This is a genomic window from Ohtaekwangia koreensis (assembly GCF_900167975.1).
GTDB lineage: Bacteria > Bacteroidota > Bacteroidia > Cytophagales > Cyclobacteriaceae > Ohtaekwangia > Ohtaekwangia koreensis.
In genome coordinates, this window is sequence record NZ_FUZU01000003.1 from 799,018 (window position 1) to 815,933 (window position 16,916).

Annotated in this window: 7 protein-coding genes and 1 riboswitch; of the genes, 4 read left to right on the plus strand and 3 right to left on the minus strand. The window is 42.5% G+C overall.

The genetic code is table 11. From position 1 onward, the window contains the following. Nucleotides 1–410: 410 nt before the first annotated feature. The 3 genes from B5Y40_RS22500 to B5Y40_RS22510 form a co-directional block, all read right to left on the minus strand. Nucleotides 411–1,178 (minus strand): LytR/AlgR family response regulator transcription factor, encoded by a 768-nt coding sequence (locus tag B5Y40_RS22500; protein WP_079689082.1) that lies wholly within the window; start codon nt 1,176–1,178, stop codon nt 411–413. A 6-nt stretch (nt 1,179–1,184) separates the two neighbouring features. Then, nucleotides 1,185–4,133 carry a sensor histidine kinase gene (locus B5Y40_RS22505; RefSeq protein WP_079689083.1) on the minus strand — a complete coding sequence of 983 codons (2,949 nt, stop codon included), beginning with the start codon at nt 4,131–4,133 and terminating at the stop codon, nt 1,185–1,187. Between the two features lie 388 nt (nt 4,134–4,521). After that, a complete protein-coding gene (locus B5Y40_RS22510) occupies nt 4,522–7,491 on the minus strand; it encodes a T9SS type A sorting domain-containing protein (protein ID WP_079689084.1) in 2,970 nt (989 codons plus the stop codon). 345 nt (nt 7,492–7,836) lie between these two features. Between B5Y40_RS22510 and B5Y40_RS22515 the strand changes: the two genes are divergently transcribed. From B5Y40_RS22515 to B5Y40_RS22530, 4 genes are all read left to right on the plus strand, one after another. Then, nucleotides 7,837–10,299, plus strand: coding sequence for a tail fiber domain-containing protein (locus B5Y40_RS22515; protein ID WP_079689085.1), 2,463 nt, complete (start codon nt 7,837–7,839; stop codon nt 10,297–10,299). A gap of 379 nt (nt 10,300–10,678) precedes the next feature. Next, a riboswitch (SAM riboswitch) is annotated at nt 10,679–10,786 on the plus strand. A 270-nt stretch (nt 10,787–11,056) separates the two neighbouring features. After that, the gene (locus B5Y40_RS22520; protein WP_079689086.1) at nt 11,057–11,992 is read left to right on the plus strand and encodes a hypothetical protein; all 936 of its coding nucleotides are present in this window, start codon (nt 11,057–11,059) and stop codon (nt 11,990–11,992) included. 85 nt (nt 11,993–12,077) lie between these two features. Beyond that, nucleotides 12,078–15,200 (plus strand): SusC/RagA family TonB-linked outer membrane protein, encoded by a 3,123-nt coding sequence (locus tag B5Y40_RS22525; protein WP_079689087.1) that lies wholly within the window; start codon nt 12,078–12,080, stop codon nt 15,198–15,200. Nucleotides 15,201–15,245: 45 nt separating this feature from the next. Then, the gene (locus tag B5Y40_RS22530; protein WP_079689088.1) at nt 15,246–16,859 is read left to right on the plus strand and encodes a RagB/SusD family nutrient uptake outer membrane protein; all 1,614 of its coding nucleotides are present in this window, start codon (nt 15,246–15,248) and stop codon (nt 16,857–16,859) included. Nucleotides 16,860–16,916: the final 57 nt, after the last annotated feature.

A 16,916-nucleotide genomic window follows, 5' to 3' on the forward strand; every position in this document is an offset into this window, starting at 1 on the left:
AACGCTTCATTAAAGGTAGGGTTCGATTTTTAAAATAACTGTATGAGCATGGCCCATAAACTTCCATTGCACCGGAAGTAATTTTGCGGACGCATTCCTGGAATGCATCCGAAGTCTGATCGTGAATTCGGATTTATTTCATTTATATCATCTGGTTTTTAAAACATAGTATACACGTGCGCACAGGCGGTAGGCCATGCGTCGTAACGCTTAAAAATCTTTTATCAAGTAATTCGGTAAAACAAAAAATACATACGGTCGGCACCGTGCTGGCAAAACCCTGTTTACGATGGGGGCATATTGTAATAAGTTATAAGTCAAAAGTATAGACTTAACCATTACAGTAAAACAATGGATTATCAGGTGCGTCAGTTTTGGGAATAACTGCGTCAGGTGAGTGAACAAATACGTCAGGCAGGGCTACTATAATTCAGTGCCTCCAGAACTTCGGCTTTTTTACTGTGGGCAACATCTATATTCTTCGCGTTCGACATCACCAGAACCCCTCCCCTTCCTTTCAGATATCTTTTAACATACTTTATATTCACAAGGTATTTTTGATGTACCCGAATGAAAGTATCCTGCGGCAGCATTCGTTCATAGTCTTTCAATGTTTTGCTGGATATAATTTTACTGTCATCATTCAAATAGAAGGTGGTATAATTTCTATCGCCTTCACAATACAAAATGGAATGTATAGTAATGATCTCAAGGCCGTTCAGTGATGGTATAGCAAGTTGTTCCGGGTATTGTTTCCGGCTGGCAAGCTGTTCCCGTAACAAGTCAAGAATTTTGTGGGTAACACGTATATCCTTATCCTTCACACGCGATACTGCAGTCGTCAGTTCTTGCACATCGATCGGTTTTAGTAAATAATCAAGCGCATAATTTTTAATGGCGTTGATTGCATAGTGATTATGCGCGGTTATAAAGATAATTTCGGCTGCAGTAGCTCCTATTTCCTTTAACAGATCAAACCCAGACCCCGAAGGCATTTCTATATCCAGGAAAATAACCTGTGGATTCATGCTCACGATTAATGATTTTCCTGCAGATACAGAATCCGCTTCTCCAATAACTTTTATATCAGGACAATGCTTTTCAAGCATGCTCTGTAAAATTTCTCTGGAGCTTTGCTCGTCATCTATAATAACGGCTGATATTTTCTGACTGCTCATAAATAATTATATAGATGGAATCTTAAATGTTACCAATGTGCCGGGATGATTACCGTACTCGTCTTCCAAATCCTCAATGGACAATTCTATTTTCTGTTTACGTTCGAAGTTAATGATCTCGATTCTGTCTCGGATGAGATTTATACCTTTGGAACGATGATTCTTTTTTAATGAAAATGATTTCTTTCTGCCGATACCATTATCCCGCAACGTTATGATAATAAACTCGTGACCCATCGCCAATTGAATAGTGAGTTTTTGATCGCTGGCCGTATGCTGAAATCCGTGCCAAATGGAATTCTCAATAAAAGGCTGAAGAATCATAGAAGGCATTTCCTGCGTATAGATATCTAACGCAGGATCTACATCTATACTATATGTAAAGCCATAATTCATCCGGAGCTTTTCTATTTCGAGGTAATTTGTAATGGACGCAAGTTCTTCGTGTATAGGAATTGTGATCTCTTCGGATTGATCTAAAATGGATCGCATGAGTTTGCCGAATCGTCCCAGGTATTCCTGCGCCATTACGATATCATTTCTCAGGAACAATGCATGAATGGAATTCAAGGCGTTAAAAATAAAATGAGGATTCATCTGCGCACGCAATGTTCTGAGCTCCGACACAAGTGCCCGCTGTTGCCACATTGCCTTTGTTCTTTGCTGACGAAGATAAAAAGCAATTCCACCCCAAGCCACTGCAATCAAGAGACCGATTACGGAGAGTATAAAAAAATTACTTCGCCAGAATGGCTTCTTTATAGTAAAAGAAAGTGAAACTTCCTTACTCCAGATTCCCGACCTGCCTTTGGCCGCCACTATAAATTCATATTCACCCCAGGACAATTCGGGTAAATAAACAAAAGGATCGCGCGTATACTTCCATGGGGAGTCACGATGCAATTTATACCGATATAGTACTTCTCCTATACTATTATACAACGGGCTTACATACTTAATCTCGACATCATTTTCAGAATGGTTGAAAATCAAACTTTCCATCTGAGGCAAATAACGTTTGCCGTGAACGGTGATGTGATCTATATAGATCAAGGGTTGTATTGTATCTTGTATGGACAGATGCCGATCAAAAAAATTTAGTCCCTTATTCGTAGCCACCCATACAGTATCCTTAAGCACTAACAAATCCGTTATTTCATTGGTAAGCATTCCGTCCAGTACAGTATAGTGCTCTATTTTAAGCTTATCAGGATAGCCCGTTATTTTATTAACGCCATTGCTCGTGGCTACCCATATAGCACCACTGGCATCGGCTGAGATTGCATTGCAGACACCACTGGTCAAGCCTTGCTCCTCGCCAACGGTAACATATTTTTCATGCTTGTCGAAGAATATAACTCCATCACCATTGGTAGCCAGCACCAGGGTTGTATCCGATAATTCCTCAAAATCGTTTACTTGTACCTTGTCGTTAAATCTTTCCGGGTTAACGGCTATCAAAGAATCATCTATAGCTTTATAGAGATGTTTGTCTGTGGAGATCCACATGGTATTCTGTTTATCCAGGAAGAACGCATTAGACCGTTCTCTCTTTAAGACACCATAATTTCCATAACCAAGTTTGCAGTCGGAAGGAAGAACGGTTACATCATTTTTATAGGCTTCATAAATGCTTCTGCTTAGTACAAACACCCGGTCACTCGCTCCAAGCCACAGTTCACCTTGTGGATGTTCAATCATTTCTCGCACATTGCCACAGAGTAACGTGGTTGAATTCCTCTCTAACAGATATAGCCCTACCTGGGAGGCAATCCAACATCTACCTCCATTAAAATGGATTTTGCGTATTCTGCAATCTTCTTTAACGGCATTATTTGCAATGGGTATAGAACGCATGCGTCCATGACGATATATACCGACAACACCATCTTCATATCCGAACCATAGTGCGTTGGCAGGGTCCTTGGACAAGCACGATATCTTACTTGAAACCAATCCATCAGCAACGGTATAACTAAATATATCTTTCCCTGAGCAAAAGAAAATGCCGCCATCCAGAGTAGTAATCCAGCAATTTCCTTCCCGGTCGCGTATTACAGAAGAGATCTTATACGCCTGCAAGAAGGGAGTCAGGAATTTTCGGGTAATTTTGGAATAAGGTATAACACCCTTATTTGTACAAATCCAAATATTGTCGTGATCCTGACCTATATTATAAACAGACAGTGTACTTGATGCCGGGCGCATAAATACACTGAACGTATCATCTTGCAGATTCCCTGCATAAACATGACCATGGCTACTATACAATATATCATGTTGACTTAGTTGAGCGCTTCGGGGGAGTTGCAAATTAGCCGTTGTTAACAAATGACACGTGTCCGTTTCCAAGATCGCATCCTGCTTTTCGTTCATTTGTACTTTATATATACCGGTTCTTGACACGATCGCAATTCTGCTGTTTCCTATTGAAAAAATGTCGTTGATGGATTCAAAGTCATTGTTGTGAAAAAAACGATGGATTTGTTTGTTCCGTGAATAATTGACGATGCCATCTCTTAACGTTGATATCCACACAGTGCCTTGCGCATCCTCGAACATCCCGGAGATGTAGGATTGTGAATCCAGTAGCCTTAGCGTTGTATCTGTTGATGAATTGGTGATGAAGCCGTCTTTGAAGTAAGATACCTTTCCATTCAAGGTTCGAAACCATATTCTATCGCTGCTGTCCTCAAAGAAATTAAAGACTTCGTTATCCGATAATCCATCGCGAATGGTAAGATGCGAAAAGGTATATCCATCGTATCGGCTTACTCCAAGGGGTGTACCAAACCACATAAAGCCTTTGCTATCCTGAAACGATGCATATATAGTATTGGAAGGCAAACCATTGTCGGTCGTGTAGTTCTTGTAACTGCGACTTTGTGAATGGCTTTCAAATGTGGTAAAGGTATAAAGGACAGAAAGCAGCAAAAAATAAATACTACGAGGCATGTAACAGGCCTTATGAATTCAAACGACTCAACACAGAAAAAATTCCAAAGAGGATTTTCGCATGTTCATTACTAAACCGATACTCAATCATGAAAAAAGCTTTGTAACAATGTTTATGTCTTAGGACTTTTACGGTATTGTGGGTACATCCTGACCTCGCTCAAACATATACATTAGCGTATTCAATCCGTCACTTTTTCAATTTCTTTTTTGACGGAAAACAAAATAAAACCTTATATACCGGATTTTTCCGGTATAGTATAATTCGATAATTTTCTATATGGATTCTCCGCCAAGCGGCTTAGAAGGCTCAGTGGTTACAAAGGCTACTTACTTGTGCACATTCAATTCTTCGCGTACAGAATTCACCGGAAGTTATGCGCTCATACTATTTCTTTACAACCTTCATAGAAATGATACCTTCTCTTCCTTTCAATTGAACAATATAGGATCCGGCGGGGAAATCTTTCATAGGTATAGTGCCGGTATAAGTGTTGTCAGATTCGAGTTGTAAGTCGGTTGTAGCAATTTCATTTCCAAATACATTTAACACGGACACAGAAGTCAGCTTACGCGAAGCATCAACCTTTATACTGAGCTTATCCGTTACAGGAACCGGATACACTTTTATAGCCTTGCTGCCTTTTTCAATACCAGTAATAAAGAACTCTTTCATACCGGTTAGCGTACAGCCATCCACTTTAACATTCACAGTATATATACCAGGTTCTTCTGGTGTAAGTGAAGGTGCAGTAGCGCCTTCAATCATCGCTCCGTCTTTATACCACTGAATACCTTGAGTGTAGTCAACGGTGAGACTACCAGCCGATTCTGTAATCACAACATCAGGAGCAGGCTTGTCTATCACAACGGTAAAACGCTGATCGCCCTTTGATTCAGGTGCATCGGTTATTGAAAAGCTATAAATATACTCTCCTGAAACAGGAATGGTCTGGTTCAGATAATGATCAATAAGCCTCAGGGAGGCGTCCGTCTGAAACGATCCTAGGTTACTGAACTTTAATTTATAGGAACCGGGTTTTGTATCCGCTACATCAAGATTGATCTGTGTACCACACGACAGCGTGGGCATTGAATTGATAGCAAGTCGCTCATTCTTTTCGGTTACCGTTGAAAGGTTGAAGCCTCCATTTTTTAGTTTCCATGCATCTGCATGACTATCAAATTCTGTTGTAGCATCCTCCCGGAAGTGAATTACGGTTTCATCCTCAAACGAGCCATTTGAAAGTCTTATTCTTAATAAATTCTCCAATGAAGCTGTTCTAAAAAATACAGCAGTCTGGCCAGCAGCTTTTATAGCTTCTGTCGCACTAAATACCGGACTAGCCGTTGCCTTAACCCAAAAGCCCTGTGCCGTTGCTATATATCTTGATCCTCCATTCACTCCTAATGTACCATTCCAGGAAGCATACTGCAATTCGATTCCACCGTTATCAGGTATATAAATAGTGCCATCGATATTGGTCTTCGTCCATCCTGCCGCATTCCAATCGATTACCGATGGGTACGGATTACCTACCAGGTTCCATCCGTCATTCGCTATATTTCCGGAAGATGTGAAAGTAACCGGGAAAGATATATTGCCTTGATTGGCGACACCCCGGATATCCCAAACCGGTGACGTGAGGTAATTACCACGCACAAAAATCGTATAGCCAATACCAGGCCTTAATACTTCTGTATTTACGATTGAAGGAAAATCTATATACCCATCGTTTACATCGACAAAGCCACTTCCGTTAGTGTCGGTAGTAACAGCTTCATCGTATTCAAACATCGACTGGTTTGTAAGGCAAGCTTTACAATTAGAAGAACCGACAAAGGAACCTGTCACCGGTATTTCCTGCTGTATATCCGCTACGGTTCCCTGTTGCACTGGTGATGCTATATACCGGTATATCCTTGTGTTGTTAGCACCTTCCAACGCCATATAGCGCTGCACCGTAACATTTCCGCTTACCTGCGCACCGGCCGGCAATGTTGCAATACCTGCGTCTGCCACCGGATTGTCATTTAACGACATAAGCGTGAATATGGCAGTGTTACTGCTGCCATCTGCATCCAATACTGCACTGGGAGCCAACGTTAATATACCCTGAAGATTTTGATCGCTCTCGACTCGTACACCGGCATTCGAAGCGGAGTTCGCAACATATATATTATTAAAATCAGTCACCGCTGTCCCACTGATTAACTGTGGAACACCCACTGTGGAGCCCGAGAATTTTACAGTGCCGTTATTATGATTGAACGTGCCCGTATTAAAAGTAAAATTAGATTTTACATCCAGCGTATCTGTGCTTGAATTAAGGGTTGCTCCATCAATGGCTATATCTCCGTTCACCTGAATCAGCGCGGATCCGCCCTGAAAAGTTCCGCCCGAAAATGTAGCGTCATCTCCGACAATAACACGATGCGATCCCTGGTTTACAGATCCTGAGTAATCCGATGCCACCAACAGTGATGCTATATTTATATCCGTATCAAGTATACATATACCATCATTTGCGCCATCGAATATAACGGCATCTGTAGTGAGCGGAACGGTAGCTCCGCCGGGGCCGCCCGCAGATACGGACCAATTCGACCGGTTGTTCCAGTTGGACAGAGACGAAGCGACCCAATACCGATTGAGCTGCGATGTTGAGAGTGTCCACCATGCATATAGATCTGCTGCATTAAGCGTTGTGATGGTTGCTGTGTTATTCGTGGTGTTTAATGTTGGAGTGGAAGAAAAATCAGTCCATGTATTGATCGTACTATTCCAGCGCTCTGGCCGCAGTGAATTTTCATCTATTGTATTTCCAGTGGCGCTATGTTCGTCATCTCTATAGGTAAATGTTAATGATGAAAGTAGCGGCTTTGCAGTATAATCCACGGCATTTACCTGCCAGAACCTGTCGATTGCAAAAGCAGACTGATCGGAGCCGGATGAACCATTAAAGTCAGTAACACCAGTAGGTAAATTTGCTGCATTGTTCCAGTTCGTTGTATGGTATGTCGAGAAAATGAAATAACCACTTCCAGAGGCGCTCGATGGTGTGAAGGTTACTGGAATATAGTCTCCGTTATATCCCCATGGGATTGTATAATTCCCGGTGAATGTACCGATATACCATTTGATCGCATTATTTTCTCCCTCGCTGATAATATACCCGCTGTTTCGGGTAATAGCATCTGCACTTGGGTTTCCTACAACGAGCACCGCTCCTTGAGTTATATTGATCGTAGCGCCATTGAGAATAAGTCTGGCTTGAGCCTGTACGTCACGAACACACGTTGTGATCAAACTAACTGCTAAAAAAATTGAGGCTGCCTTAAAATAGATATATCGCATATAGCATCTGATTTCTTAAATGAAAAACTCAAACCGTATTGCTATAAGACTATATATAAAGTAAATAGGTATCTATATATAGTCTTCATGATCCATCACAAATACGGGACGGATCACAATCATTGGCAACTATGTGAGTGAACAAAATGATGTTCAACCAATAATATTGCTTTCATAAAAATATAGATCCATCATCTTACTTTGAAATAATGTTTGAACACTTCATCGTTTTCTTTTTATGACATTTAAAAAATCAGATTTTTCCTGATGCATACAACGCTATAGCTATGCATTTTTGATGATCGTAGGAAGTTTTCTGATAAATGAACTATAAATCCCAGGGCAATGAAAAAGATCTATCTGAGTATTGTATTCTGCATAGGAGTACTCCACGGAATACTGGCGCAAAATATTGGAATCAATGCTTCGGGAAGCGCTCCTGCACCGTCCGCTATGCTTGATGTTTCTTCTACTAACTCTGGCCTCTTAATACCGCGCGTAGCACTAACAGCAATCAATTCAAGCTCACCAGTCACATCACCTGCTACAAGTCTTTTGGTATATAACACTGCAACCGCAGGAACATCTCCTAACAATGTTATTCCAGGATATTATTTTTGGAATGGCAGTACATGGTCGCTGCTGATCGCGGCATCATCTTCGGGCAGAGTAGGTATAGGCAATACCGCTCCTACAGAAGCGCTCGATGTAACAGGAAATTTTCGTTTCAGTGGTGCATTCATGCCTAATAATAGTGCCGGCACAGCGGGATATATATTGCAATCCAACGGTACGGGTACTGCTCCCACATGGGTTTTACCTTCCACCGTTGCCGCAACCACAAGCTGGCTCCAGAATGGAAATAGTATAGCAACTTCTGCAAGATCGATTGGTACAACCACCAACTTTGCACTTCCTTTCATTACAAATAACGTAGAGAGAATGCGCCTAACAGAAACCGGGAATCTCGGTATCGGTAATGCCGCTCCAACAGAAGTGCTTGATGTCACTGGAAATCTTCGTTTCAGTGGTGCACTCATGCCTAACAACAGCGCAGGTACAACAGGGTATCTATTGCAATCCAACGGTACGGGTACTGCTCCCACATGGGTTTTGCCTTCCACGGTTGCCGCAACCACAAGCTGGCTCCAGAATGGAAATAGTATAGCAACTTCTGCAAGATCGATTGGTACAACCACCAACTTTGCACTTCCTTTCATTACAAATAACCTAGAGAGAATGCGCCTGACAGAAACCGGGAATCTCGGTATCGGATCCAGTACATTTGATGGTACAAATCCAGAAAAATTATTAGTGGATGCAGGAACAACAACCTCCTATAATTTAATGATGGGCAGAGGTAGTATTAACAGCTATCTGCAGATCAATATAAAGAATAACTCTGCGGCCGGTAGCGCCAGTTCCGACCTCGTGGCTACTGCGAACAATGGCACTGAGTCGGTAAACTATATAGATATGGGTATAAATTCCAGCGGATATACCAGCGTAGCTCTGCCGGTATTGGGTGGCGCAAATACAGCCTATCTATATGCTACGGGAAATGACTTTGTTATCGGCAATGGTACGGCTACACGCTCAATTCGTTTCTTTACCGGAGGCTTCGCCAACGCGAATGAAAGAATGCGCATTGACGGCACCGGCAGAGTGGGCATCGCGAACCTCTCTCCTACTGAAGCTCTTGATGTAACCGGAAACCTTCGCTTTAGTGGTGCTTTGATGCCCAACAACGCAGCCGGCACTTCAGGCTTTATACTTCAATCAAATGGCACGGGCTCAGCGCCAACCTGGGTCGCGCCTTCTGTTGTGGCGGGCGGTGCTAACTGGACCCTCGATGGAAACAACGTACTGGCTGTACGCAACTTCGGAACAACCTCCAATTTCGATCTTCCATTTATTACCAACAACACTGAACAGATGCGCATTACGGCCACAGGCAGTATTGGTATAGGAACAACAGATATAGAAGATGAAAAAGTGTTGATTGATGCTGGTACTACTCAAACTGCATTAAGTGCAGTTGGTACTATAAATGATTTCCTGGAGATCAATGTTCAAAACTTCTCAAACGGAGCGCTCGCCAGTTCAGATATAGTGGCGACTGCAAACAACGGCACTGAAAACTCAGTATACGTTGATCTCGGGATCAACAGTGCCGGATATTCAAATGGAAATAGTAATATTTTAAATGGCGCCAACCTCGCGTATGCGTATGCCAATGCCAATGATTTCAAAATCGGTAACGGTACACCCGGAAGAAACTTGATATTTTTTACGAACCCAACCGGTGGTGTACTGGGAACGAATACTGCCAACGGAGTGGAGAGAATTCGTATTTCGGCGGCAGGTTTTGTTGGTATAGGAACGAGCAACCCTTCCCATTTACTTCACCTCGGTGCTGACGATGCGGTTAAACCAGGTGGCGGCAGCTGGAGTGTTCCATCTGACAGAAGATTAAAGAAAGACATTGCCGCGTTTACGGATGGACTGGATATCCTTACTAAAATCAACCCTGTATCCTTCCGCTACAATGGTGCAGGTAGTATACCCGATGATGGAAAGCAATATGTAGGTATAATAGCACAGGAGGTGCAGGAGATCGCTCCCTATACCATCGATACCTTCCACGATGATGCTACCAACACAGATTATCTGAACTATAATCCCAATGCCGTTATGTATATCCTTATCAACGCGGTAAAAGAACAGCAGGTAACGATCGATGCATTGAAGAAGCAACTCGAAGACCAAAACAAACGATTGACAGCGCTTGAAAACAAACTAAAATAAAAAATTCACTTTGTGAGTATACCTGTAAGATCGATTTAAAGCCATGATAATATATACCGAGTCCCGGTTTTTCCCGGGACTCAGTTTTTATACCCAATACCGTTAATGGCTGAAACATGCAGTCCCATTCCAAGTTCTCCTGTAAAGGCATACTCGGTAAAGCAACGGCGTCTTCCCTCGATGTCACTAAGCCACTGCTCTCTTATATATAAAGAGTCATTATACCTATTAGCTAACATCAGTTAGACAGCTAAATATCCAGTTTTTATAAAAATTAATATAAAAAGAAAGAAATAATGAGTCAGGGCTTGCATATATAGGATCGCAAACATACTTTTGTCTATCGAATTAGTAGAGTAAATCAATTCCCACCAGATTGTTTTTATAGCGAAGAAGGGAGAGAACAGGCTCAATGAACTTCTGGCAACCAGTCTCCACCAAAGACAAGGTGCTCAAGCCTGCCAAGTTTAGTTTGGAACTATAAAATCAAAGTAATGAAAACGAACGATTTTTCATGCAGGGATTTTCCATTGCCGGAAAATACATTTAGACTGACTCACTACAACTGTAGTTGTTGTTGTTGCCGCATGTGCTGAGCCTTCTGCGCTCGCTATCTTATCTTCCGATAAGCATTCTATACTATATATGGTTCCGGGTACACTGGTCTTAATGAATTTTTGGTGGAAATTCCTTAAAGTAACGGTGTACTCCGTAGCCACCAATTTCTGATCATTTACATCTATACTTCTTATTATTCATGAAATCTTTCATCTCCATATTGGTAGCTTACTTCCTGTTGCTCATGGCCAGCGCATCGTTTGCACAGGAAACTTCTTCAAATAAAGTAATTGTTACCGGGGTACGCTTCGCATATCCACTGATAGAGAAATGGATCCAGGACTATAAAGCTGTTAACCCATCAGCTTCCATTAGCATTGAAACACGTACAACAACAGATCCTACCAAATACGATCTTTTAATTGAAGCTTACGAACCTGAAAGAGCGATAAAAGAAACGCGTGACTATCTATATATAGGGCGCTATGCATTATTACCAGTGGCCAATGCTTCTTCCGCGTTCGCAAAAACATACCATGATAAAGGCTTGACAAATGCCTTGATCAAGCAATTATACTTCCACGATATACTGGCTGACAAGGATAAAAAGCAGGAGATAAAAGCTCCTTATACTATATACACCCGTTTACAAAAAGCCGGGGCACCGGTAACATTCGCGCGGTATTTCGGATATGAACAACAAAACATTTCCGGTAAGGCAATCGCGGGGGCAGATGAACACCTGATCAAAGCATTGCTAAAAGACTCCACCGGAGTTTCCTATGGCACGCTGGGACTTTTATACAATCCGAAAACACGTAAGCCTTTGGACGGTCTTTCTGTTCTACCGGTAGACCTCGACGAAAACGGGCGCATATCCAATGATGAAAAGATATTCGATGACCTGGAGACTGTTATTACACGACTCGAAGATGATAAAGTAAAAAACGTTCCAATCGAATACTTACATATATCACTGAGTAAAATCAGTACGAATCCGGATGCTTTGAAATTCCTGCTCTGGATTATCGACAATGCGCAGGAAGATCTTCACGCATTCGGTTATCTGAAACCTGAGATCAAACGCTTCGAAGCGGAGAAAGAAAAATTCCTGCAACGCGCGGCTGCCCAGTAACCTAACAACTTTAACAACTCCATACAACGTGTCCTTTGCTGCTCATAAAATGAGTAGCCCGGGAATCCTTTAACCTTTTATAAACATGAAAAAATTTCTACTCACGTCATTCTTTACACTTTCCCTGGCAGGGTTTGCTTTCGCACAAGAGAAGCTTGCCGGTTCTATTAAGGATGAGGGCGGAGATCCTTTACCTGGCGCCACCATTGTACTGAAGGGAACATCATCATACGCTGTAACAGACACCGAAGGAAATTTCTCGATTGCTCCGGCAAAGGAATTTCCATTTATACTTCAGGTAAATCTGGTAGGCTATAAACAACAAGAGATCGAAATCTACGAACTGACCGAAGAATCAACTGACATCACGCTGCAGATTGAAAATATACTAAATGAAATTGTGGTTATCGGCTATGGCGAAGTAAAGCGAAAAGATATCACGGGTTCGGTCGCATCCGTGCCTGCAGAGCTTAAAGCACAACCGGTGAGTTCTCCAGAGCGATTGCTGCAAGGGGCAACGGCCGGGGTACAGGTTACACAAACCAGTGGCCAGCCCGGAGGTGGTGTAAGTATACAGATCCGTGGTAACAACTCGATTACTGCAGTGTCCGATCCACTATATGTCATTGACGGCTTTCCAATCAACAATGACTATAGCATTAACGATGCAGGTGTAACAGACGGTCCCAAGCTAAATCCACTGTCAACGATCAGTCCTTCGGATATAGAGTCGATCGATGTTTTAAAAGATGCATCGGCTACCGCGATCTATGGTTCACGTGGAGCGAACGGTGTTATTATAGTCACTACAAAAAAAGGAAGTAAAGGTGGAAAGTCATCTATACATTACGATGGCTACTATGGCGTACAAAAAGTAATCCGTACTATACCCGTACTAAATGCACGTGAATGGTGGGAGTTGAGAAAGGAAGCGTATGCAAACACACCAAATGGTAAAGCAGCAACGCTGCCTGCATCCGGTACATTTAATTACGATACGACAGGCGCTGGCACTGATTGGCAAGGTGCCGCCTTTACAGAGGCTCCTATTCAAAGCCATAGTCTTTCTATACTGACGGGTTCCGACAAAACAGGAATTGCCTTTTCAGGAAACTATTTCAAACAGGAAGGTATACTTCGGAACACAGGGTTTGATCGCTACGCTGCACGCATTAACGTAGAACATGACATCAACGAGCGTTTTACATTTACATCCTATATCACGGGAAGCTATACTATAGGAAGTGTTGCGCCGCAGGCTATTGTACCGAACCTGCTCCTCACCTCTCCTGCTATACCCGTATATGATACACTCGGAAACTTTGTCCGGAATACCTCTACGGATTCACCGTTACAAAATCCAATCAACTCGCTGCTGAACCAGATTAACGAAAGCCGTACAACACGATTTCTTGCCAATGTAGCAGGCGAATATAAACTTACTGAAGAACTATCATTCAAAGTATTGTTGGGTACCGATATAGTCCTCAACAAACAAAACCGGTATTTACCAAACAGTACCTACGAAGGAAATCCGTCAGGAGGCGTGGGTACAGGGGGTATCGCTACCATTGGTACATCCAATACCATTAGCTGGCTGAATGAGAATACGCTTTCTTATTCCAAAATATTCAACGGCATCCATAATATAAATGCAGTAGTAGGTTTTACAGCGCAAGCTTCTGATACCAAAGGTGAAGTAGCTTCTGCCGCTACATTTGCATTTGATGATCTTACCTATAATGCATTGCAGAATGGGACAGGCACCAGAACGCCAGGTTCATTTGCATCTTCCTGGCAGTTGGCTTCCTTTCTTGGCCGGATAAACTATATACTACGCGAAAAGTATTTGCTAACGGTAACCCTACGCGCAGACGGTTCATCGCGGTTTGGTGGTGGTAATAAATGGGGATACTTTCCATCTGCGGCATTGGGTTGGAATCTGAACGAGGAGAGCTTTCTTGAAGATATACAGGAAATCAGTATTCTTAAACTGCGCCTCAGTGCTGGTGTAACCGGAAACCAAGGCATTGTACCGTACTCTTCTATATCGCAGATTGCTCCATACCGCTACAACTTCTCCAACGCAACGGTGCAAGGCTATGCCCCTAACTCTGTAAACAATCCGAATCTTGGTTGGGAACAAACTTTTCAAACCAACATTGGTATAGATCTCGGTCTGTTCGACAATCGGGTAAATATAGTAGCGGATTACTATCAGAAGAAAACTACTGACTTGCTGTTGAACGCATCAGTGCCGGGCTCTTCAGGACTTTCTTATTATGATCCTTCTACAAATACAAGCCAGGCTTCTACCATTTACCAAAATATAGGGGCTGTAGAAAACAAAGGTGTAGAAGTGGCTGTAAATGCACAAACCCTCCGCGGTAGCAAGTTAACCTGGAACACGCTTTTTGTATTCTCGAAAAACTCGAACAAAATCACAGACCTTGGTGCCGGTATAGATCGGATTATACCCAACATCAGTCAGCCTTCTGTATTACAGGTGGGCGCACCAGTAGGTTCTTTCCTGGTATACCAGACGGATGGTTTGATAAAACCGGAAGAAGCAGGATCAACTGCGCTTACTCCTCAAGCTGATAAAACAGCAGGTGGACAAAAGTATAAAGATATCAGTGGACCGAACGGAGTACCCGATGGTGTTATTACACAAACTTATGATCGTGTTATTATCAAGAATCAGCCGGGTATAAATCTTGGATTGACCAATACAATAAAATACAAGACTCCGGTCGGAGATATAGATCTGACTATATTCTTTCAATCTTCACTGGGTGCCAAGCTATATAATAATAACCGTGCTACCCTGGAGCTGGGTACAGGATACTACAATGGTTCAAAAGATATGCTGAACCGCTACAGTGCAACCAATACTGATACTGATGTTAAAGAAGCATACCAGGACCCGGCTGTTACTATATCAGATCGCTTCATCGAAAACGCTTCGTACCTGCGGTTAAAGAATGTAACAATCGGGTATACATTTCCGAAAGCATGGACTGCACGGATAAAAATACAAGGCCTGCGGATCTATGGTTCAGCCCAAAATCTCTGGACAAAAACAGATTATACCGGGTATGATCCCGAAGCCAGCTTCTCGGGGCAGTCTTTGATAAACCGGGGTATCGACAACGGTGTATATCCAAATTCCAAATCAATATTGGGTGGAGTTAGCCTTACATTCTAAGCAACCGCACCAATCAATCAACTATATACTTGTAAACAAGCTCATATGAAGTCCTTAAAATATATAGCATTAACGGGAACTATACTCTTTGCTTTCGTTTCATGCAGCAAATTTCTGGAAGAAGATCCGGAAGGTTTTATCGCCACGGATAGTTACTATAACACCGAGGCCGATGCTATCAATGCCGTGAACGCGGTATACTATTTATTAAACGCAGGAGGTAATGCCGTACAAACGCCCTATAATACATTATTCAACACCGGCCTTAACTTTGAAGCCGACGATGAATTTCCAGGACCTGGTGCAACGAACCCGGACGTTCGTTCTATGGCCAACCTGTTGCATACATCTTCCAACCTCCGGGTATATGAGTTGTGGCAACAGCACTATGCAGCAGTACGCAAAGCAAATTTAGCAATTGAGAAAATACCTACTATCAATTTCAGTGAAACGCTTAAAACAAGATTGATCGGTGAAGCTAAATTTCTCAGAGCCTTATGGTATTTCAATCTTGTAAGACTATACGGCGATGTTCCGCTCATCAAGGGTGTACAAACCGGTGTAACATCAACGGACTATGCCATTGAACGAACACCTTCTGCGCAAGTATATGCACAGATTGAACAGGACTTGAAAGATGCAGCAAGTGTACTGCCTGATTCCTATGTATCACCGGATGTAGGAAGGGCTACAAAAGGTGCTGCACTCGCGTTGCTATCAAAAGTATATCTAACAAAAGCTTCACTCCCATTGAACCTTACTGCGCATTATGAAGACGCTGTAACGACCGCTGAGCAAGCGTTATCACCAGCAGACGGTGGTACGGGTACATTTGGCTATGCGCTGCAAAGCGATTACTCAAGAGTATTTCTACCTGCCTATAAAAATAACTCCGAACATATATTTTCGGCACAGTTCAAATCCGGATCAAGCTCAAGCTATCTCACACAAGGCAACAATCAAAACCCGAGATCAATCAGAACACAGGTTCCAGGGCTCGCAGGTTCCTATGCTGACCAAGTATGGTTCTATACGGTAGACGATGCTTCCAAACCCGGAGGTAAAGACAAGTTCTTCAGTGTCTTTAAACTATATACTTCAAAAGATAAAAGAAGAGACGTAACGTTCGTAACTAATTTTAAAAGTCCTACCAATGGTAAACGTTACGGAGCATTGAATGACCCGGCCATCAAGGGGAGTAAACTTGATTCTATACCTTACTTCAACAAAACGTGGGACCCTAACTCAACAGCAGTTACCAGTGAGTCGGCAGCCAATGTGGCAATCATTCGCTATGCAGAATTACTTCTGATCCACGCTGAAGCGGAAAACGAATTGAATGGCCCGACAGCAAAAGCCTATAGCTCGCTTAATAAAGTACGGAACAGAGCAGGACTTGATGACCTGACCGAAGGATTAACACAAGCACAGTTCCGTGATTCGCTATACCTGGATCGCAGGCTTGAACTTGTATTCGAATATCAGCGCTGGTTTGATCTCGTACGTCAGAAAGATGCAGATGGCAATTCCATTTTTGTGAAGACGCTTCGTGCCTCTGGCAAAGTCAACGCGGAAGATAAACACAGACTACATCCTATACCGCAACAGGAAATTGAATTGAATGCCAGCCTTCGGGATAATCAAAATCCCGGGTACTAAAAAATCGGATCACTAATAGCTATATCTATATAGTATATACGTGATCTTTAATTAAAA

Bases quoted from the DNA above. Each gene is read 5' to 3' on its own strand.
- B5Y40_RS22500 (WP_079689082.1), bottom strand. From the start codon at position 1,178: ATGAGCAGTCAGAAAATATCAGCCGTTATTATAGATGACGAGCAAAGC.
- B5Y40_RS22505 (WP_079689083.1), bottom strand. From the start codon at position 4,133: ATGCCTCGTAGTATTTATTTTTTGCTGCTTTCTGTCCTTTATACCTTT.
- B5Y40_RS22530 (WP_079689088.1), top strand. From the start codon at position 15,246: ATGAAGTCCTTAAAATATATAGCATTAACGGGAACTATACTCTTTGCT.
- B5Y40_RS22525 (WP_079689087.1), top strand. From the start codon at position 12,078: ATGAAAAAATTTCTACTCACGTCATTCTTTACACTTTCCCTGGCAGGG.
- B5Y40_RS22510 (WP_079689084.1), bottom strand. From the start codon at position 7,491: ATGCGATATATCTATTTTAAGGCAGCCTCAATTTTTTTAGCAGTTAGT.
- B5Y40_RS22515 (WP_079689085.1), top strand. From the start codon at position 7,837: ATGAAAAAGATCTATCTGAGTATTGTATTCTGCATAGGAGTACTCCAC.
- B5Y40_RS22520 (WP_079689086.1), top strand. From the start codon at position 11,057: ATGAAATCTTTCATCTCCATATTGGTAGCTTACTTCCTGTTGCTCATG.